Raw genomic sequence first — 18,034 nt, 5'->3', positions numbered from 1 at the left:
TTTTCGTCCTTCTCACAAGAAGAATTCGTTCTGTCATCGCATCTCCGAATTCCTCAAAAGCAACAAGTCCCCATGATTTCATAGCAACTTGGGGCATTTGCCACTCCGCGACACAGGGGCAGAAAGCGCAAAAAGCAACAAGTCTAGCTGTTTTTATATGAACTTGGGGTTTTTGCCGCTCCGCGTCGTTGTGCCAAAAAGCGCAACCCACATATGCAGGATCATTGTAAGAAGTATTACTATTATCACAAGTACCGCTCCCGGTCCGAAAAATATCGCCGAGAGCATAGGTCTGTTTTTATCGTTTCTGATAACCCTGATGCTGCATCCGGGAGTAAGACCAATAGATGTGATCCTGCTCATAAATCTCTCGTCACCCGAGAGTTTTTCAACTACCGCATTACTGTCTTTTTCCAATTCGCTTAAGCTCATATACTCCTCACTATTAAATTTATTTTCCAATTCTTTATGTTAGTCAATGCTAACAGCTGCATCAATAACCGTATTTGACATCTTTTTTCAATTAGCTGCTTTTTAGAGAAAAATATTAGTAATAGTTCCAATTGTATACTCGCAAGTCTTTAGTATAATAGTTAAGGATTTTTTAAGTAATTACAGAGGTAACAGACAAATGAAGTATTTAAAACAGTTTCTGATAATCCTGGCAGTATCTCTGCTGGGTGAAATATGTAAAACTCTCCTTCCACTGCCGATTCCGGCAAGTATTTACGGAATGGTATTCATGTTTACTTTTCTTTTAACAGGGGTGATCAAACTGGATCAGGTCCGGGAAACAGGAAAATTCCTCATTGAAATAATGCCGGTTATGTTTATTCCTGCCGGAGTAGGACTCATGTCGTCATGGAATGTTTTACAGCCGGTTCTTTTTCCCGTATCTGTGATCACCGTTATCACTATATTCACTGTTATGGGTGCCACAGGACTTGTTTCGCAGGGAATAATCCGCAGAAATAAGAAATCCGAAAGCGCAGGCCAAAAGATAAAGGAGGCCGCATAATGACAGATTTTATGCTTAATAGCGCCTACGCAGGAGTGACTATAAGCCTTGTTTCATACAGCCTTGGATCATATCTGAAAAAGAAATTCGGTTTTGGATTTTTAAATCCGCTTCTTATATCAATACTGGCTACGATATTGTTTTTGTCCTCTTTTGGAATCGATTACGACACATATAACGAAGGGGCAAAGTACCTAAGCTGGCTGCTTACTCCGGCTACGGTATGTCTCGCAATTCCTTTATATGAAGAATTGGAGCTTCTAAAAAGCAATGCAAAAGCGGTGATACTTGGTATAACAGCAGGAGTGCTCACAAGTCTTGCCACAGTATTTGTTCTCTCTAAGCTCATGGGATTGTCTCACGAGAACTATGTTACTCTCCTTCCCAAGTCAATCACCACGGCTATCGGAATGGGCGTTTCGGAAGAACTTGGCGGATATGTCACGATCACTGTAGCTGTTATTGTTATAACCGGTGTTCTGGGGAATATTTTCGGAGAGCTGATCTGTAAGATTTTCAGGATCCATGAACCTGTTTCAAAAGGATTGGCACTTGGAACAGCCGCGCATGCGATCGGTACAGCAAAAGCCATGGAAATCGGTGAAATAGAAGGTGCCATGAGCTCACTTTCAATTGCAGTTGCAGGTATTCTGACTGTTATACTCGCCACAATATTTGCAGGACTTATTTAAATGGTCTTACCAGCAGATCCGGAAGTTTTTTATTTTCTGGAAAAAGCTCTATATTTGCAATTCATTATTTCCCCGTATCATGTTATGATTGCAGAAGCATGAAAAATGTAAAAACACAGATAAATTAAGACAGAGAGGCAAACAAATGGGTTACGAAATTAATGAAAAAAGATACCTTGAAGAGCTGGAAAAAGAGCTCTCCATTGACTCAGTAACAGGACAGTATCACGAGCTTCAGGACTACCTTATAGAAGAGATCGAAAAAATGGGGTTTAAGACATCAACTCTTCATAAGGGCGGTATCATAGCTGATATCGGTGGCGAGGGCAACCCTCTCCTTATAACAGCTCATGGTGATACCATCGGTCTTATGGTGCGTCATATCAACGATGACGGAACACTCAAGGTATGCAAAGTGGGAGGTCTCTACGCATATCACACAGAAAGAGAAAATGTAAGGGTTCACACAAGAAGCGGCAAGGTAATTACCGGCTGCGTTCAAAGAAAAAATGCTTCGGTACATGTAACAGAAGATGAACTCAATAAAGAAGTTCCCTGTTTTGAAACAAACTCTTTTGTGGTTTTGGACGAGGATGTAAAAAACGCAGATGATGTTCGTGCTCTTGGTATTGATATCGGTGACTACGTTGCACTTGAGCCCAGATTCACATATTCCAATGGCTACATAAAATCTCATTTCATAGATGATAAAGCTCTTGTAGCTGTTCTTCTTGAACTCATGCATGATGTAAAAGAAGGCAAGGTTAAACTTGGCAGAAAAGTATATATCTATATTTCATTTTATGAAGAGATCGGTCACGGCGGATCTCTCATACCTTCCGATGTCAAAGATTTCCTTGCAGTAGATATAGCATGCATCGGTCCCGAGCAGACAAGTAGCGAGAAGAAAGTATCTGTTTTCTGCAAAGACAGCAGATTCCCTTATAACCTTGATATGACTAGAGAGCTTGAAGAAGCAGGCAAAAGATCTGGCGCTGATTATGTTCCCGACATCTTTACACCTCACTACGGAACTGACGCAGATCCCGCTCTTGTTGCAGGCTTTGATATAAGACACGCAGCAATTGGTCCCGGTACCAGAGCAAGTCATGGTTATGAGCGCACACACATTGATGCCATAAAGAACACATACAAGCTCATGGCAGAATATGTTTCATTATGATTGCGGCTCGCTATGATAGGACTCTGTCCTGTACAGTTGCTTAACACCTAAAAATACACAAGTAATAGAATGAAAAAGGCAGTTGCTCCATCTTGTGATCACTCACCCGGAACAACTGCCTTAATAATATTAATTATTTAGTTTTCAGAATCTGTAGATTCTTCTGCATCTGATTCTGCTGATTCTTCTGATGTCTCTTCTGAAGTCTCTTCAGTTGCTGCGTCAGTTTCCTCAACAGCTTCTTCTGTTGTCTCTTGCGTTGCTGCATCAGTTTCCTCAGCAGTTTCCTCTGTAGTCTCTTCCGCTGTTTCCTCAGTTGCTGCATCAGTTTCTTCTGTAGTCTCTTCCGCTGTTTCCTCAGCTGCTGCATCAGTTTCTTCTGCAGTATCTTCCGCTGTTTCCTCAGCTGCTGCATCAGTTTCTACTGTAGTATCTTCTGTGGCTTCCTCTGTAGGTGTTTCGATCACATCCTCAGTTGCCGCATCTATTGCAGTCTTAGGAGCAAAGTTTACTGCGTATACTCTCCAACCAACAAGCCCAACACATGCAACCAGTAATATCAAAGCTACAATACCTGATATTTTCTTTATTCTCTTCTGCTTTGCTATTCTTGCTTTTCTCCCCTTTTTCTCCTGCTTGTAAGCATCAACTTTTTCCTGACTCATTTCAGATTCCTCCCAAAAATAAGAATAATGATTATGATATTGTTATAGCTCCAAAATGTGTAATTTTTGTGACAAATAAGCCCCTATAAAAAGTATAAGGAATACCGTACCTTGTTTTACATTATCAAAAAGACCTGATCATCTATACAAAAACTTTCTGGCAACAGTTGTGGCGATCTTATACGGAAGAATGTTGAGTGCCTTATCCGCATTTTTGAGTTCTTCAATAATATGTATATTCTGCGGACAATGGCTTTCGCACTTCCCACATCCTACGCACTGTGATGGAAATGCAGGATCTTTTCTAAGTGCAACAACTCTGAAGTATTCCTGCCTACCGGTTCCCTTTCCGTCCATTGCCATTATGTTGTAGCATCTGAAAGTATTAGGTATATCTACGCCGCGAGGACAGGGCATACAATATCCACAGCCTGTGCAGCCAACCTTAAGCTTTTCATTTATACATGCCTTTATATTCTCGATAAGCTGATCATCTTTATCGGTAAACTCTCCTGCCTCAACCTCCGAAGCAATTCTGCAGTTTTCCTCTACCATCTCTTTTGAATTCATGCCGGACAAAACGCAGGTAACCTGTGGCTGATTCCAAAGCCACCTAAGTCCGAGCTCTGCAGCGGTCCTGTGCTTTTCATCTTCTTCTATCAGCTTTTTGGCATTATCGGGAAGCATTGTAACAAGCTTTCCTCCGCGCAAAGGCTCCATGATAATCACTGGAATGTTCTTCTTTGCAGCTGCCATAAGACCTTCTCTTCCTGCCTGGGAATGCTCATCGAGATAGTTGTACTGGATCTGACAAAAATCCCAATCATACGCATCAAGAATTTTCAGGAACATCTCGGTATTTCCATGAAAGGAAAAACCAATATGTCTTATTTCTCCTGATTCTTTTTTAGCTTTTATCCAGTCTTCAATACCATGCTTTTTAAGCTTTTCCCACTCCTCAATATCAGTCAGCATATGCATCAGATAATAGTCAATATATGTCGTGCGAAGTCTGGACAGCTGCTCATTAAAATATTTGTCTATGCCGTTTTTGCCAAGTATCAGATACTGCGGAAGTTTGGTTGCTATATTTACCTTCTCCCTTAAGTTATTCCTCTCAAGGATCTCACCAAGAGCAGCTTCGCTTCCCGGGTAAATATAAGCTGTATCGTAATAATTTATCCCCTTTTCATAGGCAAGCAGGATCTCTTTTTCCGCCTTGTCAATGTCGATCTGCGTGCCGTTTTTGGTGAATCGCATGCAACCATAGCCAAGTATTGACATATCTTCACCAACTCTGTTTTTTCTGTACTTCATAAGGCCTCCCCTAAATATGGTCCTAAGGGGGTACCGCTTGCGGTGGATTCCTTAGGACGATCTAATGTTTTCATAACTTGCTTTACACTACCACTTGATGATCACTGTATATAAACTACTTTTGTTTTCCTCATGGCTGTAGCAATCTGCGTAATTCCAGAATATATAAGACCTCCTGAATATAGAATTGTTACCGTATTAAGATTTCTTATAAATCTAACGCATACAAATACAAGCACAAAATTAACTATTCCATGAAAAAGCTTAAGTCCCCAGGTTGTTGCTCCATATCTTTTCGCCTCAATAGCTCTGAGGATTTCGACAACTCCCGAAAACAGGTGGATTCCAAGCAAATATAAAAGGATATAATATCTTGGTATATCAGACATAGCATAGGAAAAGATGCCAAAGTCAAGCATAATAAGTCCTTTGTAGAGAATCATCCTTCCCTCAACCATATGTCTTGCCATTGTCACGTAGTAATATATATTTCCTATTCCTGAGAGCGCAAGTGTTATAGCCAGTAGATGGATAAGGACTATATATCCGTCCATTGCAAAAATCAAGATAAGAGCTGATATCAGCATCATCGCCCCTCTCACTATGAGGCTGATTCTTCGTAATCTGTACATACTTACCTCCTGCCTCTAAAAGCTATCCCCACAAGAGGATTTCCGGAGTTGTAGATTTTTCCGGCCACCATGGCCTTTTGAGCAAGTGCTGCATTTATGAATTTGCCCATATATGTACTGCCCTTTTCATCCCCGGACGCGCCTAAATACTCATCAAAATATTTTTCCAGTTGAAAATCTTCTATCTCCCTGCCGGATAGCTTTTCTCCGAATTGCTTCCAGTCATCAGATGCAAGCAGCTGTCTCTTTGAAAGGATTCCTTTTATTTCTTCCTCATACCGCGACAGCTCTTCGTACTCATAGCATGAAAGCTCAAATTCATCACGCTCTCCGCGTATAAACTTCATGGCATAAACCATCTGACAAAAGGCATTGTAAAAGTCTTCTCTGTTATCTTTTACTATTTCCTTATACTCTCCCCACGCAGGAAGATATTTGTATTTTGCAAAACTGTAATCAGGAAAATGTCCTGCCCGCCCATGTCCCAGATTCATGATAGCGCTTTCACTTCCCTGGTACATTGTATTTATAAATATTCCCTTATCCAGGTCATCCTTCGCAGTAGGATTGTGTTTGAAAGCTACCTGCCGCATTGTCTCTTTTCCATCTATCATCACATACTCATAAAAATGATAATTAGTGTTGTTGATAACAAGAGACGGCGTACCCGCAAAATATCTATGTGCCCAAGTATCTGCAAGTACATGCATGGCAACTCCGACTTTCTGCGTTGTTCCGCCTTTTGCAGCATTGATCATATATCTGACAAGCTGACCGTTTGGTCCGCAAATGAGCCTGTATTTATTTAAATATCTCTTGCTGCAGTGTTCTTTAGTTGCATACAGATCGTATGGCAAAAAATGAAACGATGCCCATATTCTCGTTATCTCCTGAAGGCCATAGATATCTGTTCTGGCATCCATCATCTCCATGTTTAGCTGAGTTGTCGCTGCCTGGTGCGGAGCCTTGAGCCTTGATAAAATGCTGACCGTACAGCAGTCCACAAACTGTGCACTATAGCATATTTCCATACTTTCTTCATGCGTATAACCTGCAAGATATGCAGCGCAGTATGTAGCGTAATAATGAAAGTCTTCCTGCATTTATTCACCCGCCTGTTTTTTCTCTAAGTTATTGATCCTCAAAGCAGAATAAAAAATATCAGTACAGATCCATAGAAGCATCAGATCAACCACAAATGAAACAAAATTCATATCACTAGTATGTTTATTACCAAAATCAAGATACCCCCGTAACGAAATAACTGTTAAGACCATCAGACAAAAATTAAAAAAAAGATATACCTTCTTCTTTTTCCCTGTCTTTCCAACTATGACAGCAGACCTTCCAATGTAATAATACAAAAAGAAGATCAGCCCCGAAAAGGCAAGTACAAGCAGTGCAGTTATTGCTTTATACAGCAATATCGGAACTCCTTCCACATATAAATCACTTGTAAACATTTCTCCGTAAAACAACATCATGAATGTTTTTACCACGCCCCATATTCCGAACATGTACATTCCCCTGCCATCTACCACAAGATTGCTTTTGTAGCGTATCAGTAAAGTATCAGTATCCATTCCCAAACCTCATAAAGAACAATTTGTGCAATAAGCCTTTGATAAATATTTCTTTGTGCACAACCTTTTAGGTAATTATAGCATTAAAAATGCTATACTGTTTGTATTATAAAAATAAAAAGAAAGTGAAGAAATATACATAGAGGTTTTTCATGAAACTTGGGGAGTTGTTAAAGTTTAATCATATCGTCATCCAATGCCACGATAACCCGGATGCCGATGCACTTGCTTCAGGCTATGGCCTGTATTCTTTTTTTGCAGAAAAAGGAAAAGATGTCAGATTTATTTACCGCGGAAAAAACAAGATTAAAAAGAGCAATCTCCTTATCATGATAGACGAGCTTGCTATTCCGGTTGAATATGCCCCTGACTTTGATGAGGTTCCGGAGCTGCTCATAACAGTAGACTGCCAGTATGGACAGCGAAATGTTACCTATACAAAAGCACAAAATATCGCAGTTATCGATCACCATCAAAAAACAGTCAGCCTTCCTGAATTTTCAGAAGTAAAGAGCAACGTAGGAAGTGCTTCTACAGTTGTGTGGAATCTTATAAAAAAAGAAGGAATGCAGCATATCATTGACAGAAATCGTGAGCTATCGACAGCGCTCTATTACGGTCTTTATACGGACACCGGGAAGCTCTCCGAAGTATCACATCCTCTTGACCGGGATATGCTGGATGAACTTATCATCAATAAAAGTCTCATCATAACCATGAGCAATTCAAATATATCTTTAAATGAGCTTAAGATAACAGGAAAGGCAATCCTGGGATACGAATATTTTCCCAAAAACAGATATCTGATAATAGAGGCAGAACCCTGCGATCCCAATATCCTAGGTGTAATGAGCGACTTCTCTCTTGAAACGGAAGGTGTCGACGTATGTCTTGCCTTTTATTCGTCTCCTTCAGAAATAAAGTATTCAGTAAGGAGCTGTACTAAGGAAGTTCATGCAAACGAGCTTGCCGAATATATCGCCCAGAATATTGGCGGAGGTGGCGGTCACATTTTTAAGGCGGGAGGAACAATTTTCCATGAAAAAATTGAAAGCCAAAAACCTCAGAATATCATAAAGCAGCGCCTCGAATCATACTACAGAAGCTACGACATTATATATGCAGAAGAAACAACACTTGATACTTCCAATATGCAGAAATATAAGAAGCTCCCTCAGGACAGAGGGTATGTAAAACTTGCAGAGGTATTCCCCGAGGATACACCTGTATTTATCAGAACTCTTGAGGGTGACGTGGATATAAGCGTAGCAAAAGATCTCTACGTAATGATCGGCATAGAAGGTGAAATATATCCTATTTCCGAAGAAAAGTTTGCAAAGAGTTATATTCCAAAGGATATGCCTTTTGAAGCAGACTATGACTATCCCCCGAATATCAAGAACAAGTCAACGGGTGAAAAGAAAAACATTATGTCTTATGCAAAGGTAGCAAGCACCACCGACAGCAGTTTTATCTATGCTTCTAAACTCAAAAAGGGAGTAAAAGTATTCACCGCCTGGGATAAAGAAAAATATTACCTTGGAAATGCGGGTGATTATATTGCTTCAAGATCTGACGATCCCCACGACATCTATGTTATAAAAGAAAAAATATTTGAACAATCCTACGAAAAAGTCCTGTAACTAAGCGTTACAGGACTTTTTTCATTACATATTATTCTATGCCGTAAATGGTTTTCTCATCTTTGGACATCTCCATTCCCTGAAGGATGTCCTTGGTCTTACGTATGAGCTCTTCTACTGTATAGTGTCTGAAAAAGCCTATCTTAGCTTCCGCAGATGTTTTTTCATAACCACATGTTATATAGGTATCGGTAGCTTCATGGTGCCCCAGGCAATCCGATATATATGCAGTCTCAACCCATGAAGAGGTCTGGACTATACTCATCTGACCTGAATGACAAACATACAATAGTTGCAAGCTTTCATCGTATTCTATTGTTGTGTTACTTGCAGATAGACTATTGGATGAAAGGTCGGTCTTTCCTATAAACTCGCCTGTAGATGAATTATATCTGTAAAGTGATCCATCACTATAAAAGGCAACAAGTATCCCACCTTCATTTCCGTTATCAAAACAATATACAGCTGACAGATTCTGGTTTTCACAGGGAATCTCGCCTGTGAGTTTTCTGTCTTTATCATAGATCAGTATTTTTTTTGTATCGGATATAGCTATGGCCTTTGCAGTATCATCAAATGAAACTTCTTCCGTTTCGCCATATTCATCCGGCAGCTCAACTTTTATAGATTCATTATTATTTACATCAACAATCATGTCGTTTTCACCAGCGACATATACAAGTCCCTGCTCAGAAAAAGGATATATATCTGAAATCTGTCCGCAAGGATATTCTGTCTCCTTCATGGCATTATCTGACAGATCTCTCACTATCAATATCCAGTCGCCATTATCTTTTTTGTTGACGTAGACAAGTTTGTCACCTACAAGCTCGCATTTGGGCGCTCCTATATAAAGGCCCTCTCCCAACAATTCCTGTTCAACTTTATCTGTTGCAAGATCAATCTTTGTCAGATAAAAGGATGAATCCAGGTATTCGCCTATGTACATAGTGTTGTCATAAACTCCCGCTACGGACTTATTGAATGTTTCCGCTGCATTGCTTACTTTACTCTTTCCAAGATATTTCTTGGATGCAAGGTCATATTTATCCATCACAAGACAGTCACCTTCCGGGTAAAACACAAACAGCATATCATCATTCATGTAGTATGCATTTCCCGACATATTAAAGGTAGTTCCTCCCTCAAAAGGAGTCCACTCTTCATCACATACAGATACCCCGTAATAGATTATTTGGTTCGAATCATAACAAAGAGTATAATAACCTCTGCTTCCGTAAGCCTTTATAAGATCATCAGTGAAATATTTTGTTTCATTAAGTCCCTTCTTACCATTAAGTTCTATCTTGGAAACAGCATAACCTTCAGAAGATACAAAAACCGGTTCTTTTATCTCCGGATTAAACATCGCAGAGACTATAGAATCATTTATGTCATAGCTATCAGTAAGTTCACCGGTTTCAACATTCCATTCACTTTCAGTATTACCCTTATAGTACAGAATATTGCCATTCATAAGATCTACAAATCCGGACTTTATAGATATATCTGTGCAGTAATGCGTATCCATCCATTTCTGTTCCAGCGTACCCGGAACAAAACAGTACACATCTGTTGTGTCCTTCGTAACAAAATGATACTGGAAAAGTCTTACACTTTTCTCTTCATCTCCCTTAACGTGAGAAACAAACAGGTATTTATCCCTATAAGCCATATCTTCTATGTGACCCGCAGGTAATGTTACAGATGCCATTTCCCCGTTGTCCATATTGTATTCATAGAGGCAAGACTCCTGATCATCAGCAGAGGTTATATTATATGTAGTAAAAGCAAGCCTCTTCCCATCCTCTGAGATCACACAATCATCAATAACATAGTCTTCTTCCAGCGAAATAGAAAAACTCTCTGTTTCTTTTCCGTCGCTTATCCTGTATTTATGCACTGTTCCATCAATATCGATCAAAAGAGCATTTCCCGTCTTGGCCTCAAATAAATGCTGTGCATTATACAGTTCTAATTCTCCATCCTGCCACAATTTTTCGCCTGTTTTTTCGTCATAGGCTGTAATGCTGTCACCTCGAAGTACAAGGAGTTTCCCATCCTCTGTAAATACCATTTTCTTTACGTGACTTTCAGCTTCATCGTCAAACAGAATCTGTTTGTGAGTAGCAATGTCCCAGATTGCTATATTTGATTTGTTGTCATAAGCTGCAAGATAAGACTTATCCTTAGAAATATCAAAATCCAGAATAGTGTTGGGCATATCATAATTCCATGCAGCACTTACATTAGTTCCCTGAAGAGTAACATAAGCCATAGATGCCTTTGTAAGAGCCTTCTCTGCCTCAGCCGTAACAGGTCTGTCCTTATCACTGTCACCGGGAAGCGCAGCCAGAGCAAGCTCCATTGCCTCAATTCTGTTCCCTTCATCAAGCTTTTTTCCGGACTCGTTTGCAAGATATCTGGACTGATTCTTTAAAGATTCAATATAGTTTTTATGAATAAGAGTGTTGCTGTAGAGCATATAGCCTGCAAAGCCTATTGCAAGTGCAAGAGCCAAGCTAAAAAAGGTCATCATCCTGCGAAGCTTATACTGCCTTTGCCTGTTTATAAGTTCGTCATAAGAGCAACCGATAATTGCAGCTACAAGGCGCGGGAGTTCCTCGGTCCTGGCCTTTCTTTTAGGAAGTCTGAAGTCACATGAAAGAGGCTCATACGGAACTTGCTCTGTATGAGTCTCACCCTTTTCATCTGTAAATTTCTTTTCATAAGAAAGAAGTCTCTTCGGGATAACGTCATAGGGTTCGCCATCTGCCAGTACTGTCAGGATATTGTTAATAGAATGGTTCTTTAAAAAAGTATCAATTTCCCTTTCAACCCAAGTGGACTTCTTGGTATTGGTAGAACAGATAACTATCAGATAGTCTGAGTTTTCAAGCGCCTGAGTGATCGTTTCATTTAAGTCACTTGTGATAGGCAGCTCATCCTTGTCTCTGAAAACTCTTTCTATCTTCTTTATTCCGGTAGATTTGCGAATCTTTCCCGGTATATGAAAATGCTCCAGATCTCTTACAATAGCTTCAGCTATCTTGTTATCAAGTTCTGCATGCTTATAAGAAATAAAAGCATTAAAATGTTTTATCATTTGGAACCTCCGGATTTTTTAATCCCCCCGGATAAGAAAAATCTCATATTTATTCTGCTGCTTTTTGATATATTCTCTCTACCATTGCGGCATTCAAAGGTCTGATCCTGGATAGCTTAACTGTGTCATTCATTGTTGCATCAAGTGACAAAGCCTTAATATCCTCCTCTGTTGCAGAAACTTCCAGTTCTTTTAAGCTAACAGGCATGCCGATCTTTTTGAAGAATGAAACTGTCTTCTCTATTCCATGTCTTGCAGCCATTTCATCATCTTCTTCATTTATGTTCCAGACATTTCTTGCAAAGCGCGCAAATCTGGGAAGTGCATCCTTATAAAGTTCCATCGCCCATGCACCCCAAACAGCAGCCAGCGATGCTCCGTGAGTTACATCATATCTTGCCGAAAGAGCATGTCCCAATTTGTGCACTGAAAAATCTTTTCCTCGTCCGCACTCTGTCAGATTATTATGAGAAAGACTGGATGCCCAGAAAACTTCTGCCATTGCATGATAATCAGAAGGATCGTTTACAACTCTTTCTCCGTTTTTAATAACACATCTAAGAAGCCCCTCTGCGATCTCATCTGTCATATCGCAGTCTGATCCCGGAATAAAGTATCTCTCCATGGTATGCATCATGATATCTGTAACACCCGCAGATAACTGTTTCTTGGGAAGAGTCATTCCAAGCTCAGGATTCATTATCGCAAAACGGCATCTGTTAAAATCTGTATTTATTCCGGCCTTTTTGCCGATCTCTTCATTAGTAAGAACTGCAGAATCGCTCATTTCACTACCAGCTGCCGGCATAGTAAGAACCGCGCCCACAGGAAGTGACTTTGTAAGAGGAACCTTCTTTGTCCAAATATCCCACAGCTTCTCGTCTTTGTTGGCAGTTCCGTGCGCGATCGCTTTTGCAGTATCTATCGCACTACCTCCGCCGATTCCTATAATTATGTCTACACCTGCTTCCAGTGCAGCCTTTATGCCTTCTTCCGCATGAGCAAGTGTCGGATTTGGCTTTGCTCCGCCAAATTCTTCATATTCGACACCTGCTTTTTCAAGCGATCTTTTCACTCTGTCAAGCAAACCTGACTTTATAACGCTTCCCTTGCCATACACAAGAAGTGCCTTTTTTCCGTATTTTAAAGCGACCTCTCCTGTTTTATTCTCGGTTTCTCTTCCGAACACAACCTGAGTAGGTGCATAGTAATTGAAATTATCCATATTAACGACCCCTTTCTTGTCCTGACTGTACCCACGGGCAAGCCGCCTACGTTAAGCTAAAATTTACTTTATAACCATAACCCCTTGATGTTTAATCTTACCTTATTTGACACAGTTTATAAAGGTTTGTCGTTTCACTTTTTTGCACCGCTTAGAACAAAGAGTTGCTTTGCAACTCTTTGCGCGCCGATGCGCGCAAGCTTTAGCTTGCATAATACTTCTGCGCATCGGTCGCATCCATAGTGAAGCGTTTTTTATTTGATAGGAATTTCCTATCAAATAAAAAATCAGAAAATTCTTTTTTTTAATACGTTATTTCGTGATACAATAGATGAAGTGTGAAAAATATGCTTATAAAAAGGAGGACAACATGGCCAGAAAAAGCAGTGTAGAAAGAGCAAATAAACTAACAGGCGGTTTTGCTACCGCTTCTAAAAATATTGTAGTTCAGTATCAAAACCGTGACAAAAACATGGACGAAATCCTTGATCTGATCAAAAAAGATGCAATGTCAAAGGGAATAGATGACGCGGATTTTTGTTCTGTTGATGTTTATATCAAGCCTGAAGAACAGAAGGTTTTCTACGTTATAAACAAAGATGTAAACGGAAGTATAGACTTTTAAGCGATCACAAAATCCCAGACCTTATCATTATTTTTTACTTGATCGGATTTCCTGATCTTACTTATTTCTTAGGAGGAGAAAAGATGGCAACAGTATTTGTTGTAGCAAACCAGAAAGGCGGTATCGGCAAAAGCACCACCGCAACCAACCTCGCCGGAATTTTGGGGCAGAAGGCAAAAACACTTTTAATAGACGCTGATCCTCAGGGAAACAGCACAAGCACCTATAATGCAAAAATAGAAGATGTCGCAACACTCTACGACGTCATTATCGACTCAGATAAACTTCCCATTTCAGAAGCAATCCAGCATACGGAAAACGGAGATATCGTCGCATCCGATCCGCTCCTTGTAAAAGCAGAGAAAATGCTCGACGGAGACCTTGAAGGATTCTATCGTTTAAAAGATGCACTCGATGATTTAGGTGAATATAAATATATCGTGATTGATACCGCACCTTCACTTAATATCATTTTGTACAACTGCCTTATTGCAGCAGATAAAGTGATAATCCCTGTAACTGCAGATTCCTATGCGATTCAGGGAATCCAGCAGCTCTACGATACGATCATGTCCGTAAAGAAGAGACAAAACAAAGACCTTTCCATCGCAGGTCTTCTGCTCGTAAGATATTCCGGACGTTCAAACTTAGAGCGTGAAACCAGAGAAAACATCGAAAAAACCGCAAAGCAAATGGGAACAAAGCTTTTCAAGACGGTTATCCGCGAGTGTGTAAAAACAAAAGAAGCTCAGGAATACAAAAAGCTTCTTATCGACTACGCACCAAAGTGCAACACCTGTATTGATTACATTGATTTTGCAAAAGAGCTTACCAAAAGGTAAGCTCTTTTATCACAATCCCATTATTTCACCATAGATCATTACGGCATTTCTTACACAGTCCTCGCAGGGGCAAAGCGGTTTTCCATCTGTCATAGTCTTTAATTCCTTACACTTAATAGCTCCGCATCTTTTGCAAAATTCCTCCTGGATCTGTTTTGTAATTCCAAGTGTTCCTTTGCCTTCGGTTTTAAGTCCTGCGATCATTCCTGCTCCGATAAGAGCTCCGCATGTCGCTTCAAGATTACCCATACCTGCACAGAACCCTGCCGCCAGGGCGCGGAGCTGATCTTCTGAAAGGCCGCTCTGATCAGCAAGTGCTGCTGTCACAGCCTGTGAACAGTTATACTGCCCTGATGCCTTTAATGCTACCGCTTTTTCTGCTCTCTCATTTAACGTCATCATTCTTAGTACCTTTCTCATTATTTTAAACTCACTCCTTACCTGTTTTATCTATCGTAAAGATTATGCCAGGCCCTGTATTTTGTTTTCGAGTCTTGCCTTGGAAACAGCACCAAGCTCATCTGCAACCAGTTTGCCATCTTTTATAAATGCAAAATAAGGAATGCTCATTACTCCATATTTCTGAGCAAGCTCAGGTTCTTCATCGATATTTATTTTTCCTACTTTGATCTTGCCATCATATTCCTCTGCAAGTTCAGCTACAACAGGTCCCATCATTTTGCAGGGACCGCACCAGTCAGCATAAAAATCTATAAGAACCGGTATATTACTGTTTTCTACTTCTGCTCCGAAATTGTCCTTTGTAAATCTGTATTCCATATATATCACCTATCACACCTTATGGCGCCTTTCCTATTATCCTGTTTATTTGTATTTGTTATTCTCAGCTGATAGTTATATTATAGGTGGTATAAAAAATATATCAACTACGCAGTTTATATGTACCTGGTAAGAAAAAAAATACCTCCCTGGATCACAAAATCCAAGGAGGCTTAAAATAGACTACATGGTCCTGGTCAAAAGGACTACCGTCTCATCTGTTATTTCTTTGTCCCAACCAACAAGATTCTCTTTAGTCAGGTTGTCTGCGTATTCATTTAGTGCATCTTCACCAAATGCAATAGTAGTAAACTCCTTATCATTATAGTACATGGGGAATGCAAAGGATATGCTCTTTAGGAATCTTCCATTGTCCTTTGGTTGCTCATATATTTGCACTTCTTCAATAAACGACTGCATGAATTTCTTTTTTTCTAAATCCGTAAAGTTATCGTAAACGGTTCTTCTCTATTTCTAATAATTCTTTTAGTCCATTCATCTACTAATTATTTCCTTTTCTATTTTTTCTCTTTTTTTACTTTTATAGCACTCATTACGTTCTCTTTTGGCATTATCTACTTTTTCGGCAGTAACATTATCCCGGCCGTTACGGTCTTTCTAAATATTTATCCAATTCCGCCAGTAGTGCTCGCACGCCAATTACGGTCGCCTCTTACCAAAGTGTATTTATCGACAGTAGTACCAAGGATCTTATTACGGTCAGTATCATCAAAATGTAAATACCGCACGTAGTAAACATTCTTTACCTACTGTCGATTTACACACATATCATTTTTCTGCCGTAATCGCCTCACAAACATTACGATCCAATTTTAAAAGACTATTAAAATCAACCGTAATACACCATAGAATTCTACTGTCGAAAACTAGAACACATAGATTTAGACAGTAAACTAAGCCTTTTTCATTCTGATAAAGTCGAAAAATATTCCTTGAAAAATATTCTATCGCAGCAAACTGATTTGCTACGTGAAAGAAAAAGCGGCAAGTTTATACTTACCGCTCCATCATTATTAGCCTTTCTTCTTTGCCACTATAAGGTATCTGTGAATAGTACCTTCTACAAAACCATTCTTGTCAATTACTTCCTGTATTTCAAGCAATTTATCAAAGCATTTTTCAACTGAGAAACCCGGAAATTCCCATTCGATAATATGCGCGAACCATACAAATGCCCCAACATCGTAGAACCTGATTGGTTTAAATACTTCTTCAGCTCTTATTATCTCAAAGCCTGCTTCTTCAAACTTCTTTCTCTGAATTGACAATTCAAGTTCCGGGAAAGGTGCAGGTACATCCGGTAGAACCATCTCAACAAGATCTCTGTCGTTCTTGCCTCCTACCTGCTGTGTAATAAAAAGCCCTTCCGGCTTGAGAAGTCTATGTGCTTCCACAGGATCAAAGCTTCCATGCCTGTTTATCATTATGTCAAAAGAGCTGTCAGCAAAAGGGATATTTGACTCATCATCGCAAGATCTGAAATCAATCCCAAATGGTAAGAGAAGCTCCTTACACAATTCAACATTAGGGGCATATCCTTCAGTAGCTGCAGTGTTCTTGTATGGGTGCTTCAAAGATAATAAAAACTCGCCACCACCTGTATCAAAATCCAACAGTTTCATATCAGGAAGAAGAAACTCTTCTATTATCTTTTTGTAGTCCCATGGGAGGTCATCCTCTTCTTCATATCTATCATGAATATGAGAAAAGTCCCACCCATGTATGTGTGCAACCTTCTCCTCTGCTTCCCACTCTTTTCTTAATTCACTTATTCTATCTGTATTCATATCTGCTCCTTTTCAAATAAAAATCTGTTCTTCATTATTTGTTCGGTGCAGTATGGGACAGCAAATAACTCTTATTAACCTCGGTACAACCTGCTGTCAGCATTAAAACTGCACCGAGTAGTTATCTCGCATTCTCATGATTACCTCCCATGCGACATCTGTTTATCCAGATTGTCACAACAAAAATATTATATACAATGTTATAAGCACACGTAAATACTAAAATAATTATATTCGGAGATAACTTATCATCCACAATTAGATTTTCTTATTCGTTGAAGTAGGCAAATTTGAAAAATTGACTAATGTATAACTTCTTGCGGGCAAAAGCGGAAATCGCCCGCAAGAATCCTGCTTTGCAGGACACGCCCCTCGCTTCGCGAGGACCTAGTCCAGTACGATTATTGTTTTTCTGATGAAAAACAATAATCTATAGTATTTTGCATGCTTTAGTCACTTGAATCAGACAATTTGCACTTTCAATTAAAGAAAATTTGACTAAGCCAGCTGAAATCTATCACCTGAGTCACTCCAGCATCATCAGAATGCACTTTAAAATTGAAAAAAATTGACTAAGCCAGCTGAATTCTATCACCTGAGTCACTCCAGCATCATTAGAAACTCCAAAAAGAGTGACTAAATTAGAGAAGTATTGATGGTTTTAGTCAAAAAACTGAATTTATTTCAAAAATCCTACCCGCGCTTTGTCTGTTTTTGTCATCGTTTTTCTCATTATCTATTTTTTTACTTTTATAGCACTCATTACGTTCTCTTTTGGCATTATCTACTTTTTCGGCAGTAACATTTTCCCGGTCGTTACGGTCTTTCTAAATATTTATCCAATTCCGCCAGTAGTGCTCGCACGCCAATTACGGTCGCCTCTTACCAAAGTGTATTTATCGACAGTAGTACCAA

18 protein-coding genes are annotated in these 18,034 nt (G+C 39.6%); 6 read left to right on the top strand and 12 right to left on the bottom strand.

The features are described from left to right. Nucleotides 1–153 precede the first annotated feature (153 nt). Nucleotides 154–432, bottom strand: a complete 279-nt coding sequence (locus T543_RS16255; RefSeq protein ID WP_242839500.1) for a FeoA family protein — start codon at nt 430–432, stop codon at nt 154–156. 199 nt (nt 433–631) lie between these two features. Here T543_RS16255 and T543_RS09835 point away from each other — a divergent pair, with 199 nt between their 5' ends. From T543_RS09835 to T543_RS09825, 3 genes are all read left to right on the top strand, one after another. Beyond that, nucleotides 632–1,018: a CidA/LrgA family protein gene (locus tag T543_RS09835; protein WP_035767930.1), complete on the top strand. Its 387-nt coding sequence runs from the start codon at nt 632–634 to the stop codon at nt 1,016–1,018. Beyond that, the gene (locus tag T543_RS09830) at nt 1,018–1,710 is read left to right on the top strand and encodes an LrgB family protein (RefSeq protein WP_035767927.1); all 693 of its coding nucleotides are present in this window, start codon (nt 1,018–1,020) and stop codon (nt 1,708–1,710) included. Before T543_RS09835 ends, T543_RS09830 begins: the two co-directional genes overlap by 1 nt. A 145-nt stretch (nt 1,711–1,855) precedes the next feature. Further along, the gene (locus T543_RS09825) at nt 1,856–2,893 is read left to right on the top strand and encodes a M42 family metallopeptidase (RefSeq protein WP_035767925.1); all 1,038 of its coding nucleotides are present in this window, start codon (nt 1,856–1,858) and stop codon (nt 2,891–2,893) included. Between the two features lie 137 nt (nt 2,894–3,030). Here the strand turns inward: T543_RS09825 and T543_RS15285 are convergent, their stop codons facing one another. From T543_RS15285 to T543_RS09800, 5 genes are all read right to left on the bottom strand, one after another. Continuing rightward, nucleotides 3,031–3,558, bottom strand: coding sequence for a hypothetical protein (locus tag T543_RS15285; RefSeq protein ID WP_051638676.1), 528 nt, complete (start codon nt 3,556–3,558; stop codon nt 3,031–3,033). A gap of 138 nt (nt 3,559–3,696) precedes the next feature. Beyond that, entirely contained in the window at nt 3,697–4,875 is a 1,179-nt protein-coding gene (locus T543_RS09815; protein WP_035767922.1) for an aldo/keto reductase, read from the bottom strand. Between the two features lie 101 nt (nt 4,876–4,976). After that, entirely contained in the window at nt 4,977–5,507 is a 531-nt protein-coding gene (locus T543_RS09810; protein ID WP_035767921.1) for a DUF308 domain-containing protein, read from the bottom strand. Between the two features lie 2 nt (nt 5,508–5,509). Then, on the bottom strand, nt 5,510–6,610 hold the full coding sequence (locus T543_RS09805) for a DUF6765 family protein (RefSeq protein ID WP_035767919.1): 1,101 nt from the start codon (nt 6,608–6,610) through the stop codon (nt 5,510–5,512). Then, nucleotides 6,611–7,090 (bottom strand): hypothetical protein, encoded by a 480-nt coding sequence (locus tag T543_RS09800; RefSeq protein ID WP_035767916.1) that lies wholly within the window; start codon nt 7,088–7,090, stop codon nt 6,611–6,613. A 152-nt stretch (nt 7,091–7,242) separates the two neighbouring features. Here T543_RS09800 and T543_RS09795 point away from each other — a divergent pair, with 152 nt between their 5' ends. After that, the gene (locus T543_RS09795) at nt 7,243–8,733 is read left to right on the top strand and encodes a DHH family phosphoesterase (RefSeq protein WP_035767909.1); all 1,491 of its coding nucleotides are present in this window, start codon (nt 7,243–7,245) and stop codon (nt 8,731–8,733) included. A gap of 31 nt (nt 8,734–8,764) precedes the next feature. On the opposite strand, the gene T543_RS09790 is transcribed toward T543_RS09795, so the two are convergent. Together T543_RS09790 and T543_RS09785 are read right to left on the bottom strand one after the other, a co-directional pair. Next, nucleotides 8,765–11,839 carry a toll/interleukin-1 receptor domain-containing protein gene (locus T543_RS09790; protein WP_035767907.1) on the bottom strand — a complete coding sequence of 1,025 codons (3,075 nt, stop codon included), beginning with the start codon at nt 11,837–11,839 and terminating at the stop codon, nt 8,765–8,767. Nucleotides 11,840–11,888: 49 nt separating this feature from the next. Beyond that, the gene (locus T543_RS09785; RefSeq protein ID WP_035767906.1) at nt 11,889–13,064 is read right to left on the bottom strand and encodes an iron-containing alcohol dehydrogenase; all 1,176 of its coding nucleotides are present in this window, start codon (nt 13,062–13,064) and stop codon (nt 11,889–11,891) included. 331 nt (nt 13,065–13,395) lie between these two features. Here T543_RS09785 and T543_RS09780 point away from each other — a divergent pair, with 331 nt between their 5' ends. Further along, entirely contained in the window at nt 13,396–13,689 is a 294-nt protein-coding gene (locus tag T543_RS09780; protein WP_442856090.1) for a DUF6465 family protein, read from the top strand. Between the two features lie 83 nt (nt 13,690–13,772). Then, a complete protein-coding gene (locus T543_RS09775) occupies nt 13,773–14,531 on the top strand; it encodes a ParA family protein (RefSeq protein ID WP_035767903.1) in 759 nt (252 codons plus the stop codon). Between the two features lie 9 nt (nt 14,532–14,540). Here the strand turns inward: T543_RS09775 and T543_RS09770 are convergent, their stop codons facing one another. The 4 genes from T543_RS09770 to T543_RS09755 all read right to left on the bottom strand — a co-directional run bounded on the left by T543_RS09770 (nt 14,541) and on the right by T543_RS09755 (nt 17,119). Continuing rightward, the gene (locus tag T543_RS09770; RefSeq protein WP_242839499.1) at nt 14,541–14,951 is read right to left on the bottom strand and encodes a C-GCAxxG-C-C family protein; all 411 of its coding nucleotides are present in this window, start codon (nt 14,949–14,951) and stop codon (nt 14,541–14,543) included. Nucleotides 14,952–14,993: 42 nt separating this feature from the next. Further along, complete coding sequence (trxA, locus tag T543_RS09765) at nt 14,994–15,311, bottom strand: thioredoxin (protein ID WP_035767901.1); 318 nt, start codon at nt 15,309–15,311, stop codon at nt 14,994–14,996. 183 nt (nt 15,312–15,494) lie between these two features. Then, entirely contained in the window at nt 15,495–15,731 is a 237-nt protein-coding gene (locus T543_RS09760; RefSeq protein ID WP_035767900.1) for a hypothetical protein, read from the bottom strand. A 614-nt stretch (nt 15,732–16,345) separates the two neighbouring features. Next, entirely contained in the window at nt 16,346–17,119 is a 774-nt protein-coding gene (locus T543_RS09755) for a methyltransferase domain-containing protein (RefSeq protein WP_035767897.1), read from the bottom strand. Nucleotides 17,120–18,034 lie beyond the last annotated feature (915 nt).

The sequence above is a fragment of the Butyrivibrio sp. NC2002 genome, from assembly GCF_000702265.1.
Lineage (GTDB): Bacteria > Bacillota > Clostridia > Lachnospirales > Lachnospiraceae > Butyrivibrio.
Note: the sequence above shows the minus strand (reverse complement) of the source record. Positions and strands in the feature narration are given on the sequence as shown.

Bases quoted from the DNA above. Each gene is read 5' to 3' on its own strand.
- T543_RS16255 (WP_242839500.1), bottom strand. From the start codon at position 432: ATGAGCTTAAGCGAATTGGAAAAAGACAGTAATGCGGTAGTTGAAAAA.
- T543_RS09835 (WP_035767930.1), top strand. From the start codon at position 632: ATGAAGTATTTAAAACAGTTTCTGATAATCCTGGCAGTATCTCTGCTG.
- T543_RS09830 (WP_035767927.1), top strand. From the start codon at position 1,018: ATGACAGATTTTATGCTTAATAGCGCCTACGCAGGAGTGACTATAAGC.
- T543_RS09825 (WP_035767925.1), top strand. From the start codon at position 1,856: ATGGGTTACGAAATTAATGAAAAAAGATACCTTGAAGAGCTGGAAAAA.
- T543_RS15285 (WP_051638676.1), bottom strand. From the start codon at position 3,558: ATGAGTCAGGAAAAAGTTGATGCTTACAAGCAGGAGAAAAAGGGGAGA.
- T543_RS09815 (WP_035767922.1), bottom strand. From the start codon at position 4,875: ATGAAGTACAGAAAAAACAGAGTTGGTGAAGATATGTCAATACTTGGC.
- T543_RS09810 (WP_035767921.1), bottom strand. From the start codon at position 5,507: ATGTACAGATTACGAAGAATCAGCCTCATAGTGAGAGGGGCGATGATG.
- T543_RS09805 (WP_035767919.1), bottom strand. From the start codon at position 6,610: ATGCAGGAAGACTTTCATTATTACGCTACATACTGCGCTGCATATCTT.
- T543_RS09800 (WP_035767916.1), bottom strand. From the start codon at position 7,090: ATGGATACTGATACTTTACTGATACGCTACAAAAGCAATCTTGTGGTA.
- T543_RS09795 (WP_035767909.1), top strand. From the start codon at position 7,243: ATGAAACTTGGGGAGTTGTTAAAGTTTAATCATATCGTCATCCAATGC.
- T543_RS09790 (WP_035767907.1), bottom strand. From the start codon at position 11,839: ATGATAAAACATTTTAATGCTTTTATTTCTTATAAGCATGCAGAACTT.
- T543_RS09785 (WP_035767906.1), bottom strand. From the start codon at position 13,064: ATGGATAATTTCAATTACTATGCACCTACTCAGGTTGTGTTCGGAAGA.
- T543_RS09780 (WP_442856090.1), top strand. From the start codon at position 13,396: ATGAAGTGTGAAAAATATGCTTATAAAAAGGAGGACAACATGGCCAGA.
- T543_RS09775 (WP_035767903.1), top strand. From the start codon at position 13,773: ATGGCAACAGTATTTGTTGTAGCAAACCAGAAAGGCGGTATCGGCAAA.
- T543_RS09770 (WP_242839499.1), bottom strand. From the start codon at position 14,951: ATGAGAAAGGTACTAAGAATGATGACGTTAAATGAGAGAGCAGAAAAA.
- trxA (WP_035767901.1), bottom strand. From the start codon at position 15,311: ATGGAATACAGATTTACAAAGGACAATTTCGGAGCAGAAGTAGAAAAC.
- T543_RS09760 (WP_035767900.1), bottom strand. From the start codon at position 15,731: ATGCAGTCGTTTATTGAAGAAGTGCAAATATATGAGCAACCAAAGGAC.
- T543_RS09755 (WP_035767897.1), bottom strand. From the start codon at position 17,119: ATGAATACAGATAGAATAAGTGAATTAAGAAAAGAGTGGGAAGCAGAG.